General features: G+C 64.9%; 25 protein-coding genes and 1 tRNA gene. 25 read left to right on the plus strand and 1 reads right to left on the minus strand.

Features of this window, described 5'->3' with window-relative positions:
- Nucleotides 1-95: 95 nt before the first annotated feature.
- The gene (locus CBM2588_RS06275; RefSeq protein ID WP_115679818.1) at nucleotides 96-626 is read right to left on the minus strand and encodes a hypothetical protein; all 531 of its coding nucleotides are present in this window, start codon (nucleotides 624-626) and stop codon (nucleotides 96-98) included.
- Between the two features lie 206 nt (nucleotides 627-832).
- Here CBM2588_RS06275 and CBM2588_RS06280 point away from each other — a divergent pair, with 206 nt between their 5' ends.
- The 25 genes from CBM2588_RS06280 (at nucleotide 833) to CBM2588_RS06400 (ending at nucleotide 25847) form a co-directional block, all read left to right on the plus strand.
- The gene (locus tag CBM2588_RS06280) at nucleotides 833-2089 is read left to right on the plus strand and encodes a branched-chain amino acid ABC transporter substrate-binding protein (RefSeq protein ID WP_115679819.1); all 1257 of its coding nucleotides are present in this window, start codon (nucleotides 833-835) and stop codon (nucleotides 2087-2089) included.
- A 159-nt stretch (nucleotides 2090-2248) separates the two neighbouring features.
- Nucleotides 2249-2518: a 30S ribosomal protein S15 gene (rpsO, locus tag CBM2588_RS06285; protein WP_010809136.1), complete on the plus strand. Its 270-nt coding sequence runs from the start codon at nucleotides 2249-2251 to the stop codon at nucleotides 2516-2518.
- Between the two features lie 439 nt (nucleotides 2519-2957).
- Complete coding sequence (gene pnp, locus CBM2588_RS06290) at nucleotides 2958-5132, plus strand: polyribonucleotide nucleotidyltransferase (RefSeq protein ID WP_115679820.1); 2175 nt, start codon at nucleotides 2958-2960, stop codon at nucleotides 5130-5132.
- A 145-nt stretch (nucleotides 5133-5277) separates the two neighbouring features.
- On the plus strand, nucleotides 5278-6282 hold the full coding sequence (locus CBM2588_RS06295; RefSeq protein ID WP_115679821.1) for an NAD(P)H-quinone oxidoreductase: 1005 nt from the start codon (nucleotides 5278-5280) through the stop codon (nucleotides 6280-6282).
- Between the two features lie 81 nt (nucleotides 6283-6363).
- Nucleotides 6364-7107: a triose-phosphate isomerase gene (gene tpiA / locus CBM2588_RS06300; RefSeq protein ID WP_115679822.1), complete on the plus strand. Its 744-nt coding sequence runs from the start codon at nucleotides 6364-6366 to the stop codon at nucleotides 7105-7107.
- Between the two features lie 51 nt (nucleotides 7108-7158).
- On the plus strand, nucleotides 7159-7533 hold the full coding sequence (gene secG / locus CBM2588_RS06305) for a preprotein translocase subunit SecG (RefSeq protein ID WP_111519561.1): 375 nt from the start codon (nucleotides 7159-7161) through the stop codon (nucleotides 7531-7533).
- 187 nt (nucleotides 7534-7720) lie between these two features.
- Nucleotides 7721-7805, plus strand: a tRNA-Leu gene (locus tag CBM2588_RS06310).
- A gap of 166 nt (nucleotides 7806-7971) precedes the next feature.
- Nucleotides 7972-8331, plus strand: coding sequence for an NADH-quinone oxidoreductase subunit A (locus CBM2588_RS06315; protein WP_010809131.1), 360 nt, complete (start codon nucleotides 7972-7974; stop codon nucleotides 8329-8331).
- Nucleotides 8332-8337: 6 nt separating this feature from the next.
- A complete protein-coding gene (locus tag CBM2588_RS06320) occupies nucleotides 8338-8820 on the plus strand; it encodes a NuoB/complex I 20 kDa subunit family protein (protein WP_011297145.1) in 483 nt (160 codons plus the stop codon).
- A 1-nt stretch (nucleotide 8821) separates the two neighbouring features.
- Nucleotides 8822-9421, plus strand: coding sequence for an NADH-quinone oxidoreductase subunit C (locus CBM2588_RS06325; RefSeq protein WP_115679823.1), 600 nt, complete (start codon nucleotides 8822-8824; stop codon nucleotides 9419-9421).
- A gap of 9 nt (nucleotides 9422-9430) precedes the next feature.
- Nucleotides 9431-10684, plus strand: coding sequence for an NADH-quinone oxidoreductase subunit D (locus CBM2588_RS06330; protein WP_115679824.1), 1254 nt, complete (start codon nucleotides 9431-9433; stop codon nucleotides 10682-10684).
- Nucleotides 10685-10868: 184 nt separating this feature from the next.
- Nucleotides 10869-11366: an NADH-quinone oxidoreductase subunit NuoE gene (gene nuoE, locus CBM2588_RS06335; protein ID WP_115681423.1), complete on the plus strand. Its 498-nt coding sequence runs from the start codon at nucleotides 10869-10871 to the stop codon at nucleotides 11364-11366.
- A 1-nt stretch (nucleotide 11367) separates the two neighbouring features.
- Complete coding sequence (nuoF, locus tag CBM2588_RS06340) at nucleotides 11368-12663, plus strand: NADH-quinone oxidoreductase subunit NuoF (protein ID WP_115679825.1); 1296 nt, start codon at nucleotides 11368-11370, stop codon at nucleotides 12661-12663.
- Between the two features lie 12 nt (nucleotides 12664-12675).
- Nucleotides 12676-15042, plus strand: a complete 2367-nt coding sequence (nuoG, locus tag CBM2588_RS06345; protein WP_115679826.1) for an NADH-quinone oxidoreductase subunit NuoG — start codon at nucleotides 12676-12678, stop codon at nucleotides 15040-15042.
- A gap of 21 nt (nucleotides 15043-15063) precedes the next feature.
- Nucleotides 15064-16128 (plus strand): NADH-quinone oxidoreductase subunit NuoH, encoded by a 1065-nt coding sequence (nuoH, locus tag CBM2588_RS06350; RefSeq protein WP_115679827.1) that lies wholly within the window; start codon nucleotides 15064-15066, stop codon nucleotides 16126-16128.
- A 71-nt stretch (nucleotides 16129-16199) separates the two neighbouring features.
- Entirely contained in the window at nucleotides 16200-16691 is a 492-nt protein-coding gene (nuoI, locus tag CBM2588_RS06355; RefSeq protein WP_022534067.1) for an NADH-quinone oxidoreductase subunit NuoI, read from the plus strand.
- A gap of 175 nt (nucleotides 16692-16866) precedes the next feature.
- Nucleotides 16867-17511 (plus strand): NADH-quinone oxidoreductase subunit J, encoded by a 645-nt coding sequence (locus CBM2588_RS06360; protein ID WP_115679828.1) that lies wholly within the window; start codon nucleotides 16867-16869, stop codon nucleotides 17509-17511.
- Between the two features lie 16 nt (nucleotides 17512-17527).
- Nucleotides 17528-17833 carry an NADH-quinone oxidoreductase subunit NuoK gene (gene nuoK / locus CBM2588_RS06365; RefSeq protein ID WP_029044763.1) on the plus strand — a complete coding sequence of 102 codons (306 nt, stop codon included), beginning with the start codon at nucleotides 17528-17530 and terminating at the stop codon, nucleotides 17831-17833.
- Nucleotides 17834-17891: 58 nt separating this feature from the next.
- Nucleotides 17892-19979: an NADH-quinone oxidoreductase subunit L gene (nuoL, locus tag CBM2588_RS06370; RefSeq protein ID WP_115679829.1), complete on the plus strand. Its 2088-nt coding sequence runs from the start codon at nucleotides 17892-17894 to the stop codon at nucleotides 19977-19979.
- Between the two features lie 27 nt (nucleotides 19980-20006).
- The gene (locus CBM2588_RS06375; RefSeq protein WP_115679830.1) at nucleotides 20007-21473 is read left to right on the plus strand and encodes an NADH-quinone oxidoreductase subunit M; all 1467 of its coding nucleotides are present in this window, start codon (nucleotides 20007-20009) and stop codon (nucleotides 21471-21473) included.
- Nucleotides 21474-21491: 18 nt separating this feature from the next.
- Complete coding sequence (nuoN, locus tag CBM2588_RS06380) at nucleotides 21492-22967, plus strand: NADH-quinone oxidoreductase subunit NuoN (protein ID WP_018005453.1); 1476 nt, start codon at nucleotides 21492-21494, stop codon at nucleotides 22965-22967.
- A gap of 13 nt (nucleotides 22968-22980) precedes the next feature.
- A complete protein-coding gene (locus CBM2588_RS06385) occupies nucleotides 22981-23289 on the plus strand; it encodes a DUF2818 family protein (protein ID WP_062797778.1) in 309 nt (102 codons plus the stop codon).
- Between the two features lie 44 nt (nucleotides 23290-23333).
- The gene (locus CBM2588_RS06390) at nucleotides 23334-23987 is read left to right on the plus strand and encodes an NUDIX domain-containing protein (RefSeq protein WP_115679831.1); all 654 of its coding nucleotides are present in this window, start codon (nucleotides 23334-23336) and stop codon (nucleotides 23985-23987) included.
- Nucleotides 23988-24104: 117 nt separating this feature from the next.
- Complete coding sequence (locus tag CBM2588_RS06395) at nucleotides 24105-24551, plus strand: DUF1178 family protein (protein ID WP_115679832.1); 447 nt, start codon at nucleotides 24105-24107, stop codon at nucleotides 24549-24551.
- 93 nt (nucleotides 24552-24644) lie between these two features.
- Complete coding sequence (locus CBM2588_RS06400) at nucleotides 24645-25847, plus strand: acyl-CoA dehydrogenase family protein (RefSeq protein ID WP_092314032.1); 1203 nt, start codon at nucleotides 24645-24647, stop codon at nucleotides 25845-25847.

The following is a 25847-nucleotide window of genomic DNA, read 5'->3' on the forward strand; positions in this document are numbered from 1 at the left end:
CTACCCGGCCTGAACGTACGGACCAGGCCCGCCATTCCCGACCCGGGGATGGCGGGCTTTTTCATGGGCACGCAGCGGGCTACCCCGCGTGCGCATCAGAAAAAGCGGCGCTCGTCGGGGTCGTAGAGCGGATCGGGCGTGATCTGGGTCCGGCGCAGCACGCCGGCATCGTCGAAATAGAAGTGGAACAGCGACGGCCAGACGTCTTCGTGGAGGAAGCGGTAGGACCAGACCTCGTTGCGCATGCGCGGGAAATAGCTGACCGGCAGCCGCGTCACGCCAAAGTGCTCGGCCACGTCGCGCTTGGTCCAGGTGTTGACCTGCGCCTTGTACAGCTCGGGCGTCGACAGCATGTTGCGGAACACGGTCAGGTTGCCGTTGCGGTCGAAGTCGGCGCCGTAGGCATACTGGCCCATCGGCTGCTTCGAGTAGATCCAGCGCGTGGTGCCGTCGCGCAGCGGGAACACATCGGTGGGCGGCCCGAACATGGCCTGCACCGCGGCCTGGGGCTGGCCCACCAGCCGGCTGCCTTCCTGCACCGGCATCAGCGTGGCACAGGCCGACAGCATGGCGATGCCCAGCGCCAGCACGAGACGGCGCACACCCTTGGCGATGATGGAATGCATGGCTGGACCTCGATCGATGTATGGGGTGTTGATACCGCCAGTGTAGTGCGGCGGCGGCTAGTGTGTGCGTTCGGCGCTGCTTTTGTGCGGATCAGCCGATAACGCAGCCGGTTCACCATGGAACTGGCGGTGTGGGTGCGGTCCGCGCCGGTATTTGCCCGCAACCGGACGCTGCCTTACTATCCTGCGCTTTCCAGGAGAGACGAATGACGGTTGCAGCGCGGTGGCGGGGATGGCTGGGCGGGTTGTTGCTGGCGGCAGCGGCGGGCGCCTCGGCGCAGGAGCCGATCCGGCTGGGGATGATCGATGGACTGTCCGGCCCGTTCGCCAATGCCGGCGAAGCGGTGGCGCGCAACCTGCGCCTGGCGATCGAGCGCATCAACGCGCGTGGCGGCGTCAAGACCGCAGAGGGCGTGCGGCCGCTCGAGCTGGTCACCTTCGACAGCAAGGGCAATGTCGATGAAAGCCTGATCCAGCTGCGCGCGCTGACCGACAAGCGCATCCCGTTCGTGCTGCAGGGCAACAGCTCGGCGGTGGCGGGGGCGCTGGTGTCGGCCATCAACCGCCATAACGCGCGCCAGCCCGACGCGCGCGTGCTGTTCCTGAACTATTCGGCGGTCGATCCCAGCCTGACCAACGAGAACTGCAGTTTCTGGCATTTTCGCTTCGATGCCAGCGCCGACATGCGCATGCAGGCGCTGACCGAGGTCATCCGCCAGGACCAGGCGGTGCGCCGCGTGTACCTGATCGACCAGGACTACAGCTTCGGCCACCAGGTGGCGCGTTCGGCGCGCGAGATGCTGGCGGCGCGCCGGCCCGATATCCAGATCGTCGGCGACGAGTTCCACCCGATCGGCAAGATCAAGGACTTCGCGCCCTATATCGCCAAGATCAAGGCCAGCGGCGCGGACGCCGTCATTACCGGCAACTGGGGCAACGACCTGACGCTGATGGTCAAGGCCGCGCGCGAGGGCGGGCTGCGGGCCAAGTTCTATACCTTCTACGGCAACGGACTGGGCGCGCCGGCGGCCATGGGCGATGCCGGCGTGGGGCGCGTACTGGCGGTGGCGGAGTGGCATCCCAATGTGGGCGGGGCGGCGTCCGACGCGTTCTACCAGGAATTCCGCGCGCGCTATCCCGAACCGAAGGACGACTACGTGCACCTGCGCATGCAGGTGATGGTCGAGATGCTGGCGCGGGCGATCACGCAGGCCGGCTCCACCGACGCGGTCAAGGTGGCGCGCGCGCTCGAGCACATGCGCTACGTCAACGACTTCCACGAGGCCACGGTGCGGGCCGACGACCACCAGGTGCTGCAGCCGCTGTACGTGTCGGTGATGGAGCGCCAGGGCGGAGCGGTGCGCTTCGACAACGAGGGCTCGGGCTATGGCTTCCGCACCGTGCGCAAGCTCAAGGCCGCGCAGACCACGCTGCCGACCACCTGCAGGATGGAGCGTCCGTGAGCGGCGGGGCGCCGGGTACTCCTGCGCCGGCTTTTCGGCTATAATCCGCGGCTGTCGTTGCCGGGCCCCGGTCCGGTGGCGGTAGCAGCCAGACATTACATGGCACGACGCATGCGGCGCATCCCGCGCTGTGGCGTTCGCAAGTGAAAGGAAATCATCATGGCAGTCGCCGATATCAACAAGTCCGAAGTCATCAAGCAGTTCGCCCGTGGCGCCAACGACACTGGCAGCCCCGAAGTGCAAGTGGCCCTGCTGACCACCCGCATCAACGAACTGACCCCGCACTTCAAGGCCAACATGAAGGACCACCACAGCCGCCGCGGCCTGCTGCGCATGGTGAGCCGCCGTCGCCGCCTGCTGGACTACCTCAAGTCCAACGACGCCGACCGTTACCGCGCCCTGATCGAAAAGCTGGGTCTGCGCAAGTAAGGTTGCGTCCGATGGCAGCGCGATTCCAGGGTTTGCACGGTTTCGCGTGAGGCCTCGATGCCTGCTTCAGCATTGCTGGGCAGGCATTTTGCATTTCTGGCGGGGCAAATCCGTGCCGCCGGAGTGCAGGCTGTGAATGGAGTGATTTTCGCTTCACGCCGTCCGGCCATGTCGATGGCGCGGGCGCCGTTGCGGCAAGCCGCGCAACGGAGTAAGTTGTTCTTTTTATCCAACACCCGGATCGGGCAAGGAAACAGGGCTTTGTGTCATTCCAGCACGGCATCGGCAACGCTGGTGCCGCGCTGGAATGGCATAGCACTTCCCTGCGACCGCGACCGGCAACCCGGCAGTTTGCCTGCGGCTGAGAACGCAGGCGTCGCCGGCCGCGCGCGTGTCATTGCGTAGATCGCGCGGCCAGCACGCAAGTCAAGGAATGCATATGTCCATGTTCAACAAGGTCGTCAAGGAATTCCAGTGGGGCCAGCACACGGTCCGCATGGAAACCGGCGAAATCGCCCGCCAGGCCGGCGGTGCCGTGCTGGTCGATGTGGAAGACACCGTGGTGCTGGCGACCGTGGTCGCCGCCAAGAACCCGAAGCCGGGCCAGGACTTCTTCCCGCTGACCGTCGACTACATCGAGAAGACCTACGCCGCCGGCAAGATCCCCGGCGGCTTCTTCAAGCGTGAAGGCCGTCCGTCGGAAAACGAGACCCTGACCTCGCGCCTGATCGATCGTCCGCTGCGTCCGCTGTTCCCCGAAGGCTTCTACAACGAAGTGCAGGTGGTGGTGCACGTGGTGTCGCTGAACCCGGAAGTGCCGGCCGACATCCCCGCGCTGATCGGCGCGTCGGCTGCGCTGGCCGTGTCGGGCATCCCGTTCAGCGGCCCGGTGGGCGCCGCGCGCGTGGGCTACAAGGATGGCCAGTACCTGCTGAACCCGACCCGCTCGCAGATCGCCACCTCGGACCTGGACCTGGTGGTCGCCGGTACCGAGCGCGCCGTGCTGATGGTCGAATCGGAAGCCAACCAGCTGTCCGAAGACGTGATGCTGGGCGCCGTGGTCTATGGCCACGAGCAGATGCAGACCGCCATCAACGCCATCCATGAACTGGTGCGCGAAGGCGGCAAGCCCGAGTGGGACTGGGCCCCGGCGGCCAAGAACGAGCCGCTGATCGCCAAGGTCACCGAAGTCGCGCTGCCGCTGCTGCAGGAAGCCTACCAGCTGCGCCAGAAGTCGGCCCGCAGCCAGAAGCTGAAGGAAGTGTCGGCCAACGTGGCCGCCGCGCTGGCCGAGGCCGGCGTCGAAGCCGACAAGGTGGAAGTCGGCAACATCATGTTCGACCTGGAAGCCAAGATCGTGCGCGGCCAGATCCTGAACGGCGAGCCGCGCATCGACGGCCGCGACACCCGCACCGTGCGCCCGATCGAGATCCGTTCGTCGGTGCTGCCGCGCGCGCACGGCTCGGCGCTGTTCACCCGCGGCGAGACCCAGGCGCTGGTGGTGGCCACGCTGGGCACCAAGAGCGACGAGCAGATCATCGACGCGCTCGCCGGCGAGTACCGCGACCGCTTCATGCTCCACTACAACATGCCCCCGTTCGCCACCGGTGAAACCGGCCGCGTGGGCAGCCCCAAGCGCCGCGAAATCGGCCATGGCCGCCTGGCCAAGCGCGCACTGATCCCGGTGCTGCCGAAGGACGATGAGTTCGCGTACACCATCCGCCTGGTGTCGGAAATCACCGAATCCAATGGTTCGTCGTCGATGGCTTCGGTCTGCGGCGGCTGCCTGGCGCTGATGGACGCCGGCGTTCCGGTCAAGGCGCACGTGGCCGGCGTGGCCATGGGCCTGATCCTGGAAGGCAACAAGTTTGCCGTGCTGACCGACATCCTGGGCGATGAAGATCACCTGGGCGACATGGACTTCAAGGTGGCGGGTACCGACAACGGCATCACCGCGCTGCAGATGGACATCAAGGTCCAGGGCATCACCAAGGAGATCATGCAGGTCGCGCTGGCGCAGGCCAAGGAAGGCCGCCTGCACATCCTGTCGAACATGCAGGAAGCCATGGGCCATGCTCGCACCGAGCTGTCGGCGCACGCGCCGCGCATGATCACCATGAAGATCCATCCGGACAAGATCCGCGAAGTGATCGGCAAGGGCGGCTCGACCATCCAGGCGCTGACCAAGGAAACCGGCACCACCATCGACATCCAGGAAGACGGCACCATCACCATCGCCTCGACCTCGACCGAAGGCATGGCCGAAGCCAAGCGCCGCATCGAGGGCATCACCGCGGAAGCCGAAGTGGGCAAGATCTACGCCGGCACCGTGCTGAAGCTGCTGGACTTCGGCGCCATCGTCAACATCCTGCCGGGCAAGGATGGCCTGCTGCACATCTCGGAAATCGTCAACGAGCGTGTGAAGGACATCAAGGACTGGCTGAAGGAAGGCCAGCAGGTCCGCGTCAAGCTGATCCAGGCCGACGAGAAGGGCCGCCTGCGCCTGTCGCTGAAGGCCGCGCTGGCGGAAGAGGGTGGCAGCATCAGCCCGATCAACGCTGGCGAAGGCGCTGCCCCGGCGGCACCGGCCGGTGGCTCGGAGCAGCAGCAATAAGCGGGACAACGTGTCCCGGCGGCGCCGCCGGAAGGCGGCGGCGCGCAAAAAACGGCCGGGCGATGCCCGGCCGTTTTTTTGTTTACACTGCGGCAACCCATCGAGCCAAGGCTCACACCGAGCAAATGACAAGGAGCAAAGCAGCATGCAAGCCATCGAGATCCGCGAATACGGTGCCCCCGAAGTCCTCCAGCTGACCGAGCGGCCAGATCCGGTGCCCGCCGCGGGCGAGGTGCTGATCCGCGTGGCGGCCGCCGGCGTGAACCGGCCGGACGTGTTCCAGCGCACCGGCAACTATCCGGTGCCGCCGGGCGCGTCGGACCTGCCTGGCCTGGAAGTGGCGGGCGTGGTGGTCGGCGGCGACCTGGCGCATGCCGACAACCGCTTCGGCCTCAAGGCGGGCGACCGCGTCTGCGCGCTGGTGCAGGGCGGCGGCTACGCACAGCTGTGCACCGCGCCGCTGGCGCAGGTGTTGCCGGCCCCGGATGGCCTGAGCGACATCGAGGCTGCGGCGCTGCCGGAAACCTTCTTCACGGTGTGGAGCAATGTGTTCGACCGCGGCTACCTGGGCCAGGGTCCGCGCGGCAAGGATGAAACGCTGCTGATCCAGGGCGGCTCCAGCGGCATCGGCACCACCGCGATCCAGATCGCCAAGGCGCTGGGTTTCAAGGTGTTCGTCACCGCCGGCACCGATGAAAAGTGCAAGGCCTGCGAAGACCTCGGCGCCGATCGCGCCATCAACTACAAGACCCAGGACTTTGTCGCCGAAGTGGCCGCGCTGACCGGCGGCAAGGGCGTCGACGTGATCCTCGACATGGTTGCCGGCCCCTACCTGGCGCGCGAGCTCAAGTGCATTGCCGACGACGGCCGCATCGTCATCATCGCGCTGCTGGGCGGCGCCAAGGCCGAGATTCCGCTGGGCGACATCTTGCGCCGGCGCATCACCGTGACCGGCTCGACGCTGCGTCCGCGCCCGGCGTCGTTCAAGGGCAAGATCGCCGCGGCACTGCACGAGCAGGTGTGGCCGCTGCTGGCGGGCGGCAAGATCAAGCCGGTGATCCACCAGGTGTTCCCGGCCGCGCAAGCCGCCGACGCGCACCGCCTGATGGAGTCAAGCGAACATATCGGCAAGATCGTGCTGACCTGGTAAATCGGCGGGCATACCGGCGGGCGTAGCGCCTTGCCCCTGCCACACGCTACAATAGCGGGTTTGATTTGGGAGGGGCACCTCGTGAGACAAAAGCTCGTCATCGGCAATTGGAAGATGCACGGCAGCCTGGCTGCCAACGCGGCACTGCTGGAAGGCATCCAGGCTGGCGCCGGTGTGACCGGCGCGACGCTGGCGGTCTGCGCGCCGTTCCCCTATCTTGCACAATGCCAGGCGCTGCTGAATGGCTCCAAGGTGGCCTGGGGTGCACAGGACGTGTCGGCGGAGGCGCGCGGCGCCTATACCGGCGAAGTGGCGGCGTCCATGCTGGGCGAGTTCGGCTGCAGCTATGTGCTGGTGGGTCACTCCGAGCGCCGCACCTACCATGGCGAGACCGACCAGGCCGTCGCGGCCAAGGCGCTGCGGGCGCTCGAGTTCGGCATCGTCCCGGTGGTGTGCGTGGGCGAGACCCTGGCCCAGCGCGAGGCGGGCGAGACCGAGGCCGTGGTCGGCCGGCAGCTGCAGGCGGTGCTGGAAGCGCTGACCGTGGAGCAGCTGGGCCGCGTGGTGCTGGCCTATGAGCCGGTGTGGGCCATCGGCACCGGCAAGACCGCCACCAGCGCGCAGGCGCAGGCGGTGCATGCCTTCCTGCGCGGCCAGGTTGCCGCGCGCGATGCGGGCGTGGCCGGGCGCATGGCAATCTTGTACGGCGGCAGCGTCAAGCCCGACAATGCGGCCGAACTGTTTTCGATGACCGATATCGACGGGGGCCTGATCGGCGGCGCCTCGCTCAAGTCGGAAGATTTTCTCGCGATCGGCAACGCCTGAATGCCGGCCGTTCCGATCGACCGATCAGGCAAGTAAGCTTATTTAAATCAAATGGCAATCTTCAAGACTTTGTTGGTGGTGCTGCAGGTGTTGTCGGCGCTGGGCGTAATCGGCCTGGTGCTGATCCAGCATGGCAAGGGCGCCGATGTGGGCGCGGCCTTCGGCTCGGGCGCCTCCGGCAGCCTGTTCGGCGCCACCGGCTCGGCAAACTTCCTGTCGCGCACCACCGCCGTGCTGGCCACGCTGTTCTTCGTCTGCACGCTGGCACTGACGCTGCTGGGCAACTACAAGCCCGCTGCGTCGCTGGGTGTGATGGGCGCCGCCCCGGCCTCGGCGCCCGCCACGGCAGGCGCATCGGCCCCGGCCGCAGCCCCTGCTGCTGCTGCAGACGCTTCTGCGCCCGCAGCTCCCGCTGTACCGAAATAATCCGTTTGCCTTGCGGCGGATTCCTGAGTTTTTTTGCAGTTGTGCGTTGAACAAAGCAAGAAATTTGGGTTAGAATGCAAGGCTTGAAACGATTCCCCAGCGATGGGTTCCGCGCAAAGACGAAAGTCTTTGTAACGGACCTGAAGGGCCTCAAAACCCGGCGCCAGGCAATATTGTTTCTCCCCCAGCCGACGTGGTGAAATTGGTAGACACGCTATCTTGAGGGGGTAGTGGCGAAAGCTGTGCGAGTTCGAGTCTCGCCGTCGGCACCAAACAACTTGATCGGAGTCCCTGGCCGGGCAATGCACCCGCGCATGGGGCTCCGGCAGTCCGCAAGGCGGCGCGCCGTGATTCTCATGGCTTAGCGCCTGGGGTGGGCAACAGGACGCCGCTTCAGCTGGTGCTGTTGACAACATTCCAGATAAGGCTGGCCGTACCTTGAATCTCGAAGCCTACTTCCCCGTTCTCATCTTCATCATCTTCGGTGTCGTGCTTGGCGTGGCACTGATGTCGATCGGTCGGATCCTCGGTCCGAACAAGCCCGATCCCGCGAAGCTGTCTCCGTACGAGTGCGGCTTCGAAGCGTTCGAGGACGCGCGCATGAAGTTCGACGTGCGCTACTACCTCATCGCCATCCTGTTTATCCTGTTCGATCTCGAAACCGCCTTCCTGTTTCCGTGGGGTGTTGCCCTGAGGGATATCGGCTGGCCGGGTTTCATCGCCATGGGCGTGTTTCTGCTGGAATTCATCGTGGGCTTCGTCTACATCTGGAAAAAGGGCGCGCTCGATTGGGAGTGATGTGAAATGGCAATCGAAGGCGTTCTCAACGAAGGCTTCGTCACGACTACCGCTGACAAGCTGATCAATTGGACCCGCACCGGGTCGCTGTGGCCGATGACCTTCGGCCTGGCCTGCTGTGCCGTGGAAATGATGCATGCCGGCGCCGCGCGCTATGACCTGGACCGCTTCGGCGTGGTGTTCCGCCCGTCGCCGCGCCAGTCGGACGTGATGATCGTGGCCGGCACGCTGTGCAACAAGATGGCCCCCGCGCTGCGCAAGGTCTACGACCAGATGGCGGAACCGCGCTGGGTGATCTCGATGGGCTCGTGCGCCAACGGTGGCGGCTACTACCACTATTCGTACTCGGTGGTGCGTGGCTGCGACCGTATCGTGCCGGTGGATATCTACGTGCCGGGCTGCCCGCCGACGGCCGAGGCGCTGATCTACGGCGTGATCCAGCTGCAGAACAAGATCAAGCGTACCAACACCATCGCGCGCAAGGGCTGAAATGGCGAAGCTCGACATCCTGAAGGCCGCGCTCGAGAAGGCTCTCGGCAAGCGCGTGCAGAAACTGATCGAGGCGACCGGCGAACTGACGCTGATCGTCAAGGCCGGCGACTACCTGGAAGCCGCCCGCATCCTGCGCGACGATCCCTCGCTGCGCTTCGAGCAGCTGATCGACCTGTGCGGCGTCGACTATTCCGAATACGGCGACGGCGCCTGGGACGGCCCGCGCTTTGCCGCCGTCTCGCATCTGCTGTCGGTTACCCACAACTGGCGCCTGCGCCTGCGCGTGTTCGCTCCGGAAGATGATTTCCCGGTGGTGGCCAGCCTGATCGACGTGTGGAACTCGGTGAACTGGTTCGAGCGCGAAGCCTTCGATTTCTACGGCATCGTGTTTGACGGCCATCCGGACCTGCGCCGCATCCTGACCGACTACGGTTTCGTCGGCCATCCGTTCCGCAAGGATTTCCCGGTCTCCGGCTACGTCGAGATGCGCTACGACCCCGAACAGAAGCGGGTCATCTACCAGCCGGTCACGATCGAGCCGCGCGAAATCACGCCGCGCGTGATCCGCGAGGACAAGTACGGCGGTTTGGAGCACTGAGAACGCGCCATGGCAGACATCAAGAATTACACCCTGAACTTCGGCCCGCAGCATCCGGCCGCGCACGGCGTGCTGCGCCTGGTGCTGGAACTGGACGGCGAAGTCATCCAGCGCGCCGACCCGCATATCGGCCTGCTGCACCGTGCCACCGAGAAGCTGGCCGAACAGAAGTCCTGGATCCAGAGCGTGCCCTACATGGACCGTCTCGACTACGTGTCGATGATGTCCAACGAGCACGCCTACGTGATGGCGATCGAACGTCTGATCGGTCTCGAAGTACCGGTCCGCGCGCAGTACATCCGCGTGATGTTCGACGAGATCACCCGCATCATGAACCACTTGATGTGGATCGGTGCGCACGCTCTCGACGTGGGCGCGATGGCGGTGTTCCTGTACGCCTTCCGCGAGCGCGAAGACCTGTTCGACATGTACGAGGCGGTGTCGGGCGCGCGCATGCACGCGGCCTACTATCGTCCGGGCGGCGTCTACCGCGACCTGCCTGACACGATGCCGCAATATCGTGCCTCGAAGATCCACAACGAGCGTGCCATCAAGGTCATGAACGAAGCGCGTTCGGGCTCGCTGCTGGACTTCATCGAGGACTTCACCAACCGCTTCCCGAAGTACGTCGACGAATACGAGACGCTGCTGACCGACAACCGGATCTGGAAGCAGCGCCTGGTGGACATCGGCGTGGTCAGCCCGGAACGCGCGCTGCAGATGGGCTTTACCGGCCCGATGCTGCGCGGCTCGGGCATCGAGTGGGACCTGCGCAAGAAGCAGCCGTACGAGGTGTACGACAAGCTGGACTTCGACATCCCGGTGGGCGTGGGCGGCGATTGCTACGCGCGTTACCTGGTGCGCGTGGAAGAGATGCGCCAGTCCAACCGCATCATCAGGCAGTGCATCGAATGGCTGCGCCGCAATCCGGGCCCGGTGATCACCGATAACCACAAGGTGGCGCCGCCCTCGCGCGTGGACATGAAGTCCAACATGGAAGAACTGATCCACCACTTCAAGCTGTTCACCGAAGGCATGCACGTGCCCGAAGGCGAGGCATACGCAGCGGTGGAACACCCGAAGGGCGAGTTCGGCATCTACGCGATCTCGGACGGCGCGAACAAGCCGTACCGCCTGAAGATCCGTGCGCCTGGCTTCCCGCACCTGGCCGCGCTGGACGAAATGGCCAAGGGACACATGATTGCTGACGCGGTAACGATCATCGGCACGCAAGACATCGTCTTCGGCGAGATCGACCGCTAATCACGGACCGCCGGCCCGGACGACGATCCGGGCGCTTTCCGAGGGGCTCCGCCGGGCGGAGCGGCCCGGAAGACCCGCGGCGGACCGGCAAGGCCTAAGGCCCGCCGGCGGAACGGCAGCGACGGCTGCAAACCTGCGGATGGACGCCCAGTGGCGCTGCCTCCGCCGTTTTACTGCAATGACCATGCTATCAGCAGAAGCTCTCAAGGAAATCGATCGCGCGATCGCGAAGTATCCGGCCGACCAGAAGCAGTCGGCCGTGATGGCGGCGCTTGCCGTGGCACAGGGCGAGGTGGGCTGGGTTTCCCCCGAAGTCATGCAGTTCGTCGCCAGCTACCTCGAGATGCCGCCCGTGTGGGTGGAAGAGGTGGCGACCTTCTACAACATGTACGACACCAAGCCGGTGGGCAAATTCAAGCTCGCCGTCTGCACCAACCTGCCGTGCGCGCTGTCGGGTGGCGAGCGGGCTGGCGAGTACCTGAAGCGCAAGCTCGGGATCGACTACAACGAGACCACCGCTGACGGCTGCTTCACCCTGAAAGAGGGCGAGTGCATGGGCGCTTGCGGCGACGCGCCGGTGATGATCGTCAACAACACCCGCATGTGCAGCTTCATGAGCGACGACAAGCTCGACGCGCTTGTCGACGAGCTCAAGAGCGAAGCGGCCAAGGGGGGCAAGTAACATGACCAGTCTGCACGACCGCCATATCCAGCCGCTGATCCTGGCCGGCCTGGACGGCAAGAATTGGCACCTGGAAGACTACGTCAAGCGTGGCGGCTACCAGCAACTGAAGCGCATCCTGACCGAGAAGATCCCGCCCGAGCAGGTGATCGCCGACGTCAAGGCCTCGGGCCTGCGTGGCCGCGGCGGCGCGGGCTTCCCGACCGGCCTGAAGTGGAGCTTCATGCCGCGCACGTTCCCGGGTCAGAAATACCTGGTCTGCAATACCGATGAAGGCGAGCCCGGCACGTTCAAGGACCGCGACATCATCCGCTACAACCCGCACTCGCTGATCGAGGGCATGGCCATCGGCGCGTATGCGATGGGCATCACCGTGGGCTACAACTACATCCACGGCGAGATCTGGAACGAGTACAAGATCTTCGAGGAAGCCCTCGAAGAGGCGCGTGCGGCCGGCTTCCTGGGCGACAACATCCTGGGCTCGGGCTTCAGCTTCCAGCTGCACGCCCACCACGGCTATGGCGCCTACATCTGCGGCGAGGAAACCGCGCTGCTCGAATCGCTGGAAGGCAAGAAGGGCCAGCCGCGCTTCAAGCCGCCGTTCCCGGCCAGCTTCGGCCTGTACGGCAAGCCGACCACCATCAACAACACCGAGACCTTCGCCGCGGTGCCGTTCCTGCTGGCCGTCGGCCCCGAGAACTACCTGAAGATGGGCAAGCCGAACAACGGCGGCACCAAGATCTTCTCGGTCTCGGGCGACGTCGAGCGCCCCGGCAACTACGAGATCCCGCTGGGCACGCCGTTCGCCAAGCTGCTGGAACTCGCCGGCGGCATGCGCGGCGGCAAGCGCATCAAGGCGGTGATCCCGGGTGGTTCGTCGGCGCCGGTGGTGCCGGGCGACCTGATGATGGCGTCCGACATGGACTACGACTCGATCGCCAAGGCCGGCTCGATGCTGGGCTCGGGCGCGGTGATCGTGATGGACGAGACGCGCTGCATGGTCCGCTCGCTGCTGCGCCTGTCGTACTTCTACTTTGAGGAATCGTGCGGCCAGTGCACGCCGTGCCGCGAAGGCACCGGCTGGCTGTACCGCATGGTCAATCGCATCGAACACGGAGAAGGGCGCCAGGAAGACCTGGACCTGCTCAACAACGTCGCGGAAAACATCATGGGCCGCACCATCTGCGCGCTCGGCGATGCCGCGGCGATGCCGGTCCGCGGCATGCTCAAGCACTACTGGAAAGAGTTCGAATATCACGTCGAACACAAGCAGTGCATGGTTCCGGCCTACATCTAAGCGTGGCAGAACATGGTTGAACTAGAGATCGACGGCAAGAAGGTTGAGGTTGCTGAGGGCAGCCTGGTGATGGAAGCGGCCCGCAAGCTGGGCACCTACATCCCGCACTTCTGCTACCACCGCAAACTGTCCATCGCGGCCAACTGCCGCATGTGCCTGGTCGAGGTCGAGAAGGCCCCGAAGGCGCTGCCTGCCTGCGCCACGCCGGTGACTCCCGGCATGAAGGTCTTCACCAACTCGGAGAAGGCGGTCAAGGCGCAGAAGTCAGTGATGGAATTCCTGCTGATCAACCACCCGCTGGATTGCCCGATCTGCGATCAGGGCGGCGAGTGCCAGCTGCAGGACCTGGCCGTGGGCTACGGTGCCTCGGAGTCGCGCTACAAGGAAGAAAAGCGCGTGGTGTTCCACAAGAACGTGGGCCCGCTGATCTCCATGGAGGAGATGACCCGCTGCATCCATTGCACCCGCTGCGTGCGCTTCGGCCAGGAAGTGGCCGGCGTGATGGAGCTGGGCATGCTCAACCGCGGCGAGCACTCGGAGATCACCACCTTCGTCGGCAAGACCGTCGACTCGGAACTGTCGGGCAACATGATCGACCTGTGCCCGGTCGGCGCGCTGACCAGCAAGCCGTTCCGCTACTCGGCCCGGACCTGGGAACTGGCCCGCCGCAAGTCGGTGTCGCCGCACGACGGCCTGGGCGCGAACCTGGTGGTGCAGACCAAGAACCAGCGCGTGATGCGCGTGCTGCCACTGGAAAACGAAGACATCAACGAGTGCTGGATCTCCGACAAGGACCGCTTCTCGTATGAAGGCCTGAACAGCGCCGACCGCCTGACCCGCCCGCTGCTCAAGCAAGGCGGCGAATGGATGGAAACCGACTGGCAGACCGCGCTGGAATACGTGGCCAATGGCCTGGCCGGCATCAAGCGCGAGCATGGCGCCGACCAGATCGCCGCGCTGGCCAGCCCGCACAGCACGCTGGAAGAACTGTTCCTGCTGGGCAAGCTGGTGCGCGGCCTGGGCAGCGACAACGTCGACTTCCGCCTGCGCCAGTCCGACTTCTCGGCCGCGCTGAAGGGCGCGCCGTGGCTGGGCCTGCCGGTGGCCGACGTCACCGCGCTGCAACGCGTGCTGGTGATCGGCTCGTCGCTGCGCAAGGACCATCCGCTGCTGGCCTCGCGCCTGCGCCAGGCGACCAAGAAGGGCGCCCGCGTGGCCGTGCTGGGTGCTGGCGGTGAAGACCTGCTGATGCCCGCGACCCGCATCGACGTGGCGCCGTCCGGCTGGACCGCCGCACTGGCGGGTGTTGCCCGTGCCGTGGCCGCCGCCAAGGGCGTCGCCGCCCCGGCCGGCACCGATGGCTTCGATGGTGGCGAGGTTGCCGCCAAGACGGCAGAAGCGCTGCTGCAAGGCGAGCGCCGTGCCGTGTTCCTCGGCAACGAGGCGGTGCGTCATCCGCAGTTCTCGGCGCTGCATGCGCTGGCACAGTGGATCGCCACCGAAACGGGCGCGACGTTGGGCTTCCTGACCGAAGCGGCCAACACCGTCGGCGGCTACATCGCCGGCGCGCTGCCGAAGCAAGGCGGCGCCAACGCGCAGGCAATGCTGGACACGCCGCGCAAGGCCTACATCCTGCTGAACACCGAGCCGGAATTCGACACCGCCGATCCGGGCAAGGCCCTGGCTGCGCTGTCGCAGGCCAACACGGTGGTGGTGCTGTCGCCGTTCCGTTCGGAAGCTGCCATGCAGTACGCCGACGTGATCCTGCCGGTAGCACCGTTCACCGAAACTTCGGGCACCTTCGTCAACTGCGAAGGCAAGGCACAGAGCTTCAACGGCGTGGTTCGCGCACTGGGCGAGTCGCGCCCGGGCTGGAAGGTGCTGCGCGTGCTGGGCAACCTGCTGGACGTCGCCGGCTTCGACTACGAAACCGCCGAGTCGGTCCGTGCCGAAGCGCTGTCGGCCCCGGTCGAGGGACAGCTGGATAACGCCACCGATGCGCCTATCCGCGTTGCCGCCGCTGCCGCCAACGGCATCGAACGCATCGCCGACGTGCCGATCTACCACGCCGACCCGATCGTGCGCCGCGCCGACTCGCTGCAGCTGACCGCCGCCGCGCGCCGCGCCATGCAGATCGCGCTGCCGGCCGAGCTGTTTGCCCGCCTGGGCATCCAGTCGGGCGACCCGGTCCGCGTCACGCAAGGGCAGGGCAGCGTGGTGCTGCCGGCCGTGCTCGAAGCCACGCTGCCGGCCAACACCGTGCGCGTGCCGGCGGCAACGCCGGCGGCCATTGGCCTGGGCGGCATGTTCGGCACGGTCACCGTAGAGAAGGCCATCGACCTGGCTCCGGCCAACACCGGCGCCGCCGTCACGGCGTAAGAACAAGAGCGAGAAGAAGACATGATTGACTGGATTACCTCGCAAGGGCAGGGCGTACTGGGCGCGTACTGGACGCCGCTGTGGATCCTGATCCGCGCCGTGCTGATCGTGGTGCCGCTGCTGCTGTGCGTGGCTTACCTGATCCTGTGGGAGCGCAAGCTGATCGGCTGGATGCACGTGCGTCTGGGCCCGAACCGCGTCGGCCCGCTGGGCCTGCTGCAGCCGATCGCCGACGTGCTGAAGCTGCTGCTCAAGGAAGTCATGATGCCGACGCAGGTCAGCCGCGGCATGTACCTGATCGCGCCGCTGATGGTGCTGATGCCTGCCGTCGCGGTCTGGGCCGTGATTCCGTTCCAGGCCGAAGTGGTGATGGCGGACGTCAACGCCGGCCTGCTGTACGTGATGGCGATCAGCTCGGTCGGCGTCTACGGCGTGATCCTGGCCGGCTGGGCCTCGAACTCCAAGTACGCCTTTATCGGCGCCATGCGTGCCGCGGCACAGATGGTGTCGTATGAAATCGCCATGGGCTTTGCGCTGGTGACGGTGCTGATGGTTGCCGGCAGCCTGAACCTGTCGGCCATCGTCAACGGCCAGAACACGGGCTACTTCGCCGACATGGGCATCAACATCCTGTCGTGGAACTGGCTGCCGCTGCTGCCGATGTTCGGCGTCTACTTCATCTCGGGCGTGGCCGAAACCAATCGCCACCCGTTCGACGTGGTGGAAGGCGAATCGGAAATCGTGGCCGGCCACATGATCGAATATTCGGGCATGGGCTTCGCGCTGTTCTTCCTGGCCGAGTACATCAACATGATCATCATCTCGGCCATGACCGCGCTGATGTTCCTGGGCGGCTGGGCGCCTCCGTTCTCGAGCGTGGTCACCAACGCGGTCCCCGGCTTCTTCTGGCTGCTGGTCAAGGTTTTCCTGCTGCTGTCGGTCTTTATCTGGATCCGTGCCTCGTTCCCGCGCTACCGCTATGACCAGATCATGCGCCTGGGCTGGAAGGTGTTCATTCCGCTGACCGTGGTGTGGCTGATCATCGTGGCGATCTGGATCAAGTCGCCGTGGAACATCTGGCACTGAACAGCCAAGCGACGGTGCGGCGCTGCAATGCGGCAGCGCGCACCGCGCGGAAATACTAGGAAGCAATCGTCATGCTGCTCGCCATCAAGGACTTCTTCAACAGCCTGCTCCTGAAGGAACTCTTCAAGGGCATGGCGCTGACCGGCCGCTATCTCTTCGCGCGCAAGGTCACCGTCCAGTTCCCGGAAGAGAAAACGCCGATCTCGCCGCGCTTCCGTGGCCTGCACGCGCTGCGCCGCTATCCGAACGGCGAAGAGCGCTGCATTGCCTGCAAGCTGTGCGAGGCGGTGTGCCCGGCGCTGGCCATCACCATCGAGTCGGACGTGCGCAACGACGGCACGCGCCGTACCACCCGCTACGACATCGACCTGACCAAGTGCATCTTCTGCGGTTTCTGCGAAGAGGCCTGCCCGGTCGACGCCATCGTGGAAACGCAGATCCTGGAATACCACGGCGAGAAGCGCGGCGACCTGTACTTCACCAAGGACATGCTGCTGGCAGTGGGCGACCGCTACGAGCCGCAGATCGCGGCGGCCAAGGCTGCCGACGCCAAGTATCGCTGACCGGCGCACGCGCCAAACGGCAGGGCGGCCACCCGTAACTCACCTGGCCGCTTCTGCCACCGAATTTGAATACGGTCCCTTCAATGCGAGGGGCCAAAGCAAGGATGCCGCGGGAGCGGGCCACCCGAAGGGGAAGGCCTGTGCCGGACGGCCCTGAGAGGATCCGATAGGAACCATGGAACTCACGACCACCATCTTCTATGTCTTTGCGCTGGTGCTGGTGCTCTCCGCACTGAAAGTCATCACTGCGAAGAACCCGGTGCATTCCGCACTGTTCCTCGTGCTGTCGTTCTTCACGGCCGCCGCGATCTGGATGCTGCTCAAGGCGGAATTCCTCGCCATCCTGCTGGTGCTGGTCTATGTCGGCGCGGTGATGGTGCTGTTCCTGTTCGTGGTGATGATGATCGATATCGACATCGAGCACCTGCGCCGCGACTTCTGGACCTACGTGCCGATGGCCTCGATCGTGGGCGCGCTGATCATCGCCGAGATGGCGATCGTGCTGGTGCGCAACTTCATCGGCACCACCGCGCCGGTGGTGGCCAGCGGTTCGCAGGAACCGGGGTACTCGAACACCGCCGCGCTCGGCAAGCTGATCTACACCGACTACATCTACGCCTTCGAAGTGGCCGGCATCATCCTGCTGGTGGCGATCATCGCCGCGGTCGCGCTGACCCTGCGCCGCCGCAAGGACACCAAGGCCCAGGACGTGTCGGCGCAGCTGCGCACCCGCCGCGACGAACGCGTGCGCCTGGTGCCGATGCAGGCCGAAGCCCAGAACCAGCAGACGGAAGCCGCGGCTGCCGCCAATAAGAACTAAAGCCCGGAGAAACGCTGTGCTCTCTCTCGCCCACTTCCTCGTGCTCGGTGCGATCCTGTTTGCGATCAGCATCGTCGGCATCTTCCTGAACCGCAAGAACGTGATCGTGCTGCTGATGGCGATCGAACTGATGCTGCTCGCGGTGAATATCAACTTCGTCGCCTTCTCGCATTACCTGGGCGACCTGGCTGGTCAGGTTTTCGTTTTCTTCATCCTTACGGTGGCCGCCGCCGAGTCGGCAATCGGTCTGGCAATCCTGGTGGTGCTGTTCCGCAACCTGGATACGATCAACGTGGACGACATGGACACCCTCAAGTACTGATCCGTGCCGTACTACGCAGATAACCAAGACTCTCCGACCGCACACCACTAAGCGTCCTATGGCAACCACGCTCAACCCCAACCTGCTGCTTGCGATTCCGCTGGCGCCGCTAGTCGGCTCCGCGATCGCCGGCCTGTTCGGTACCAAGTTCTTTGGCCTGTTTTCCTCGGAGTCGCGCGGCGGCCGGATGTTGGCCCACACCTCGACCATCCTGGGCGTGGCCATTGCCTGCGTGCTGTCGGTGATGGTGCTGCTCGACGTGATGAACGGCGCGGGCTACAACGGCACCGTCTACGAGTGGATGGCCATCGGCAGCCTGAAGATGGAGGTCGGCTTCCTGGTCGACTCGCTGACCGCGATGATGATGGTCGTGGTGACCTTCGTCTCGCTGATGGTGCATATCTACACCGTCGGCTACATGGACGGGGATCCCGGCTACAACCGCTTCTTCGCGTACATCTCGCTGTTCACCTTCTCGATGCTGATGCTGGTGATGAGCAACAACTTCCTGCAGCTGTTCTTCGGCTGGGAAGCGGTGGGCCTGGTGTCGTACCTGCTGATTGGCTTCTGGTACACGCGCCCGACCGCGATCTTCGCCAACCTGAAGGCGTTCCTGGTCAACCGTGTCGGTGACTTCGGCTTTATCCTGGGCATCGGCCTGCTGCTGGCCTACAGCGGCAGCATGAACTACACCGAAGTATTCGCCGCGCGCGACCAGCTGGCTACCGTGGTTTTCCCGGGCACCGACTGGATGATGATCACGGTCGCGTGCATCTGCCTGTTCATCGGCGCGATGGGCAAGTCGGCGCAGTTCCCGCTGCATGTCTGGCTGCCTGACTCGATGGAAGGCCCGACCCCGATCTCGGCGCTGATCCACGCGGCCACCATGGTGACCGCCGGCATCTTCATGGTCGCGCGCATGTCGCCGCTGTTCGAGCTGTCGGACGCCGCGCTGTCGTTCGTGCTGGTGATTGGCGCCATCACGGCGCTGTTCATGGGCTTCCTGGGCATCATCCAGAACGACATCAAGCGCGTGGTCGCGTACTCGACGCTGTCGCAGCTGGGCTACATGACCGTCGCGCTGGGCGCCTCGGCCTACTCGGTCGCCGTGTTCCACCTGATGACTCACGCCTTCTTCAAGGCACTGCTGTTCCTGGGCGCGGGCTCGGTCATCATCGGCATGCACCACGACCAGGACATCCGCAACATGGGCGGCCTGCGCAAGTACATGCCGATCACCTGGATCACCTCGCTGGTGGGTTCGCTGGCGCTGATCGGCACGCCGTTCTTCGCGGGCTTCTACTCCAAGGACTCGATCATCGAGGCCGTGGCCGAGTCGCATATCGCCGGTTCGGGCTTTGCCTACTTCGCCGTGCTGGCCGGCGTGTTCGTGACCGCGTTCTACTCGTTCCGCATGTACTTCCTGGTCTTCCACGGCAAGGAGCGCTGGGGCCAGAACCATGCGCACCAGCACCATGAGGGCGACCACGAGGACGAGGAAGTCTCGCACGACCATCACCATGGCCTGGCCGCCGGCGAGAAGCCGCACGAGTCGCCGTGGGTGGTGACGCTGCCGCTGGTGCTGCTGGCGATTCCGTCGGTGATCATCGGCGCCATCGCGATCGAGCCGATGCTGTTCGGCAACTTCTTCAAGAACGGCATCGCCTTCAAGGAAGTGATCTTCGTCGGCGAGAACCACCACGCCATGGCCGAGCTGAAGGAAGCGTTCCACGGCTGGGTGGCGATGGCGCAGCACTCGCTGACCACGCCCGTGCTGTGGCTGGCCATCGCCGGCGTGGTGCTGTCCTGGTTCTTCTACATGAAGCGCCCGGATATCCCCGAAGCCATCGCCAATCGCTTCTCGGGCCTGTACAAGCTGCTGGACAACAAGTACTACATGGACGCCATCAACCAGGCCGTGTTCGCCCGCGGCGCACGCCTGCTCGGTACCGGCCTGTGGAAGGGCGGCGACCAGAGCCTGATCGACGGCCTGTTCGTCAACGGCGCGGCGCGCGTGGTGGCATCGTTTGCTTCGGCCAGCCGCTACCTGCAGTCGGGCTATATCTACCACTACGCGTTCGCGATGATCGTCGGCATGCTGGTGCTGCTGACGCTGACGATCACGGGCGTGATCGGCACCAAGTGATAGGCACCAAGTAAGGAAAACATAGAAATGGTTCTGTCTTTCTCAATCTGGCTGCCTGTCTTTTTCGGCCTGCTGATCCTCGCCTTCGGCTCGGACCGCAGCCCCGGCTTCGTGCGTTGGATGTCGCTGTTCGGCTCGATCGCCAGCTTCGTGGTCACGCTGCCGCTGGTGTTCAACTTCGACCGCGCCACCGCGGCGATGCAGTTCGTCGAAAAGGCGAGCTGGATCGAACGCTTCAACATCCACTACCTGCTGGGCGTCGACGGCCTGTCGATGTGGTTCGTGGTGCTGACCGCCTTCATCACGGTGATCGTGGTGATCTCGGCCTGGGAAGTGATCACCGAGCGCGTGGCCGAGTACATGGCCTCGTTCCTGATCCTGTCGGGCCTGATGGTGGGCGTGTTCTGCGCGCTCGACGGCATGCTGTTCTACGTGTTCTTCGAGGCCACGCTGATCCCGATGTACATCATCATCGGCGTCTGGGGCGGTCCGAACCGCGTCTACGCGGCCTTCAAGTTCTTCCTGTACACGCTGCTGGGCTCGCTGCTGACGCTGGTCGCGCTGCTGTACCTGTACAACAAGACCGGCACGTTCGACATCCTGCAGTGGCACCAGGCCAAGCTGTCGATGAACGAGCAGATCGCGATCTTCATTGCCTTCTTCGTCGCCTTTGCGGTCAAGGTGCCGATGTGGCCGGTGCATACCTGGCTGCCCGACGCCCACGTGGAAGCGCCGACCGGCGGCTCGGTGGTGCTGGCCGCGATCATGCTGAAGCTGGGCGCCTACGGCTTCCTGCGCTTCTCGCTGCCGATCGCGCCTGACGCGAGCCACTATCTGGCCCCGTTTATCATCACCATCTCGCTGATCGCGGTGATCTACATCGGCCTGGTGGCGCTGGTGCAGGCCGACATGAAGAAGCTGGTGGCGTACTCGTCGATCGCGCACATGGGCTTCGTCACCCTGGGCTTCTTCATCTTCAGCGACATCGGCGTCGAAGGCGGCATCATCCAGATGATCTCGCACGGCTTTATCTCGGGCGCCATGTTCCTTTGCATCGGCGTGCTGTATGACCGTGTGCACTCGCGCCAGATCGCCGACTACGGCGGCGTGGTCAACACCATGCCCAAGTTCGCCGCGCTGTCGGTGTTCTTCGCGATGGCCAACTGCGGCCTGCCGGCCACCTCGGGCTTCGTCGGTGAATTCATGGTGATCCTGGGCGCCGTCAAGTTCAACTTCTGGATCGGCCTGCTGGCTGCTACCGCCCTGATCTTCGGCGCTGCCTATTCGCTGTGGATGGTCAAGCGCGTGATCTTCGGCGACGTCGTGCACCAGCACGTGCGCGAGCTGGCCGACCTGAACCAGCGTGAGTTCGTCATGCTCGGCCTGCTGGCCCTGATGACGCTGTACATGGGCCTGCACCCGAAGCCCTTTACCGACGTGATGCACCCGTCCGTGGTCAACCTGCTGCAGCACGCGGCTCAGTCGAAGCTGTAATCGGGGAGAGATATCAACATGCAACCGTCCTCGACACTCGCCCCCGTGGCGCCGATCATCTTCCTGGCGATCGCCATCGCCGCGATCAACTGGATCGACCTGGCCCGGGGCAAGGGCAAGCAGAGCGTGGCCTATCCGCTGTCGCTGCTGACCACGCTGGTGCTGACCGCCTGGTTCGGCATGAACGCCGCCACCGGCGAGACGCACTACGCGTTCGCCAACCTGGTCGTGATCGACCCGATGGCCAACGTGCTGTCGGCGTTCTGCGCCGCTGGCCTGTTCGTCACGCTGGTCTATACGCGCCGCTACCTGGCCGAGCGCGACATGTTCGCCGGCGAGTTCTACATGCTGGCGCTGTTCACGCTGGGCGGCCAGATCGTGATGATCACCGGCAACAACTTCCTGACCCTGTACCTGGGCCTGGAACTGCTGTCGCTGTCGTCGTACGCGCTGGTGGCCCTGCGCCGCGAGTCGCGCGTGACATCCGAGTCCGCGATGAAGTACTTCGTGCTGGGCGCGCTGGCTTCGGGCTTCCTGCTGTACGGCATCTCGATGATGTACGGCGCCACCGGTTCGCTGAACCTGGGCGAGGTGTTCCGCGCGGTCGAATCGGGCCGCATCAACACCACCATGCTGGCCTTTGGCGTGGTCTTCATCGTCGCCGGCCTGTCGTTCAAGCTGGGCGCCGCGCCGTTCCACATGTGGATCCCGGACATCTACCAGGGCTCGCCGACCGCGGTGACGCTGCTGATCGCCGGCGGCCCGAAGGTGGCGGCGTTCGCGCTGTTCATCCGCGTGCTGGTGGAAGGCCTGCTGCCGCTGGCCAGCGACTGGCAGATGATGCTGGTGGTGCTGTCGATCATCTCGCTGGCGATCGGCAACCTGACCGCGATCGTGCAGAGCAACCTGAAGCGGATGCTGGCGTACTCGACCATCTCGCACATGGGCTTCGTGCTGCTGGGCCTGCTCTCGGGCGTGGTCGCCAACAAGGCCGACGGTGCCGCCGATGCCTACAGCTCGGCGATGTTCTACTCGGTGACCTACCTGCTGACCACGCTGGGCACCTTCGGCATCATCCTGCTGCGCACCAGCAAGGGCTTCGAGGCCGAGACCCTGGAAGACCTGAAGGGCATGTCGCGCCGCAACCCGTGGTTTGCCTTCCTGATGCTGGTGATGATGTTCTCGCTGGCGGGCATCCCGCCGACGGTGGGCTTCTATGCCAAGCTGGCTGTGCTGGACGCGGTGGTCAAGGCCGGCATGACCTGGCTGGCGGTGGTGGCGGTGCTGTTCTCGCTGATCGGCGCGTTCTACTACCTGCGCATCGTCAAGCTGATGTACTTCGATGCCCCCGCCGGCGAAGAGCAGCTGGAAGCCACCTTTGGCCTGCGCTCGATGCTGAGCGTGAACGGCGCCGCGGTGATCCTGCTGGGCCTGTTCCCGGCCGCGCTGATGAACCTGTGCTACCAGGCCATCCGCTCGACCCTGGGCTCCTGACCCGCCACGCAACATGAGCGCCTCCGCAAGCGGCTGGTTTGTCATCCTGCTGGCACTGGTCTGTGCGAACCTGCCGTTCGTGAACCAGCGCCTGTTCGTGGTGATCCCGCTGCGGCAGGCGCGCAAGCCGCTGTGGCTGCGCCTGCTGGAACTGATCGTCTGGTTCGGGGTGGCGGGCGCCGCCGGCTTCGCGGTGGAAGCCAACCTCGGCGGCACTTTTACGCAGGGCTGGCAGTTCTACGCCATCACCGCCTGCATGATGCTGGTGTTTGCCTTCCCGGGCTTCACCTGGCAATACCTCGTCAAACACCGCACGGCCTGAAGCCGGTCTTGTCGGCGCCGGGCCCTGCCTGATCCGGAGCGTCCATGACCGACAAGATCCAACGCGGCACCCCACTTCCCGCCGGCCTGTCCGCGAACCACGAGAGCGACGACGCACTGAAGGAAGTGTGCGTGGCGTCGGCCACGGTCCATCGCGGCAAGTTCCTTACCCTCAAGCAGGACATCGTCAGGCTGCCCGACGGCAAGCAGACCGGGCGCGAGTACGTGGTCCATCCCGGCGCGGTGATGATGATCCCGCTGTTCGATGACGGCAGCGTGCTGATGGAACGCCAGTTCCGCTACCCGGTGGGCGAGGTGATGCTGGAATTTCCCGCGGGCAAGCTCGACCCCGAAGAGGGCGCGCAGCGCTGCGGCGAACGCGAACTGCTGGAGGAAACCGGCTATCGCGCCGCGCGCTGGGACTACCTGACGCGCATCCATCCCGTCATTTCGTATTCGACCGAGTTCATCGACATCCTGCTCGCGCGCGACCTGACGCATGGCGAGGCGCAACTCGATGACGGCGAATTCCTGGAAACCTTCATCGCGCCTGCCGGCCAGGTTATAGACTGGGTGCGCAGCGGCCGCATCACCGACGTAAAGACCATCATCGGGGCGTTCTGGCTCGAAAAAGTGATCTCTGGTGCGTGGCAGCCAGGCGAACAGCCCATGCCGGTGTACGGCTCGGCACAACGGTGACCCGGCGCGGCGAGGCGCCGCAGGGTGGTTCCGAACGGTCGTTCTAAAAAATTTAGCACGACCGTTCACAAAATTTGGATTCGCGGATAATATAGCTTTTGACGGGCTGGAAAGATCATGAAGGTGCTCGACCTGCGCTGCGCGCATGACCATCGTTTCGAGGGCTGGTTTGCCTCGGAGGAAGAGGCGCAGTCGCAAATTTCGCGTGACCTGGTCCAATGCCCGGTCTGTGGCGACCACGCCGTGACCCGGCTGCCGAGCGCGCCGCGCCTGAACCTGTCGGGCGCGACCGCGCGCGAGGGCAAGGCCAGGCCGGCGCCGCCGTCTGCCGCACCGGTGACACTGCAAGCGCTCTATATGAAGGCAGTGAAGCAGGTGCTGGCGCAGACCGAGGACGTTGGCGACCGCTTTGCCGAGGAGGCAAGGCGCATGCACTATGACGAGGCGCCGGAACGCGGCATCCGCGGTTCGGCCTCGCCGGAGGAGGTGCACGCGCTGGCCGACGAGGGCATCGAGACTTTTCCGCTCGTGGTGCCGGATGCGCTGAAGCAGACGGCTCACTGAATTGCGTCCTGTGCCCGTTGCTGTCGGCGCATGACGCGCAGGCAGAACAAACCGCCGGCGGCCCGCGCCATGCCGGCACCACTGGAGACGGGCATGGATCTCAACTACTCGGCGTCCGACGATGCCTTCCGCGAGGAAGTGCGTAGCTGGCTCGAAGCCAACTTGCCGGCGGACATCCGCAGCAAGATTCTCAACCACCGCCGTCCGAACCGCGATGACCTGGTGCGCTGGCACAAGCTGCTCGCCGGCAAGGGCTGGTCGGCGCCGCACTGGCCGGTGCAGTACGGCGGCACCGGCTGGAACGCCACCCAGCGCCATATCTGGGACGAGGAGAATGCCCGCGTCGGTGCGCCCGGCGTGCTGCCGTTCGGCGTGGCCATGGTCGCGCCGGTGATCATGAAGTACGGCAACGAGCAGCAGAAGTCGTACTACCTGCCGCGCATCCTGGACTGCACCGACTGGTGGTGCCAGGGCTATTCGGAGCCGGGCTCGGGTTCGGACCTGGCCTCGCTGAAGACCCGCGCGGAACTGACGTCCGACGGCAAGCACTACATCGTCAACGGCCAGAAGACCTGGACCACGCTCGGCCAGCACGCCGACATGATCTTCTGCCTGGTCCGCACCGACCCCGAGGCCAAGAAGCAGGAGGGCATCTCGTTCCTGCTGATCGACATGAAGACCCCGGGCATCACCGTGCGCCCGATCATCATGCTCGACGAAGAGCACGAGGTGAACGAAGTCTTCTTCGACAACGTCAAGGTGCCGGTCGAGAACCGCGTCGGCGAAGAGAACAAGGGCTGGACCTACGCCAAGTACCTGCTCGGCCATGAGCGCACCGGCATCGCCCGCGTCGGCAATTCCAAGCGCGAGCTGGGCTTCCTCAAGCGCGTGGCGCGCCAGCAGCAGAAGAACGGCAAGCCGCTGCTGGAAGATCCGGTGTTCGGCGCCAAGGTCGCCGCGCTCGAGATCGAGCTGATGGCACTGGAGATCACCGTGCTGCGCGTGGTGTCGAGCGAAGCCGCGGGCAAGGGCCCCGGCCCCGAGGCCTCGATGCTGAAGATCAAGGGCACCGAGATCCAGCAGTTGCTGACCGAGCTGATGGTCGAGGCCGTCGGCCCGTACGCGCAGCCGTTCGACACCGCCTACCTGGAGTGCGAGACCGAGCACGCCGTGACCGGCTACGACGACGCCGCGCCGCTGGCCGCGTACTACTTCAACTATCGCAAGACCTCCATCTACGGCGGGTCCAACGAAATTCAGAAGAACATCATCAGCCAGATGATTCTGGGGCTGTGA

This window comes from Cupriavidus taiwanensis (assembly GCF_900250075.1).
In the GTDB taxonomy this organism is placed as follows: domain Bacteria; phylum Pseudomonadota; class Gammaproteobacteria; order Burkholderiales; family Burkholderiaceae; genus Cupriavidus; species Cupriavidus taiwanensis_C.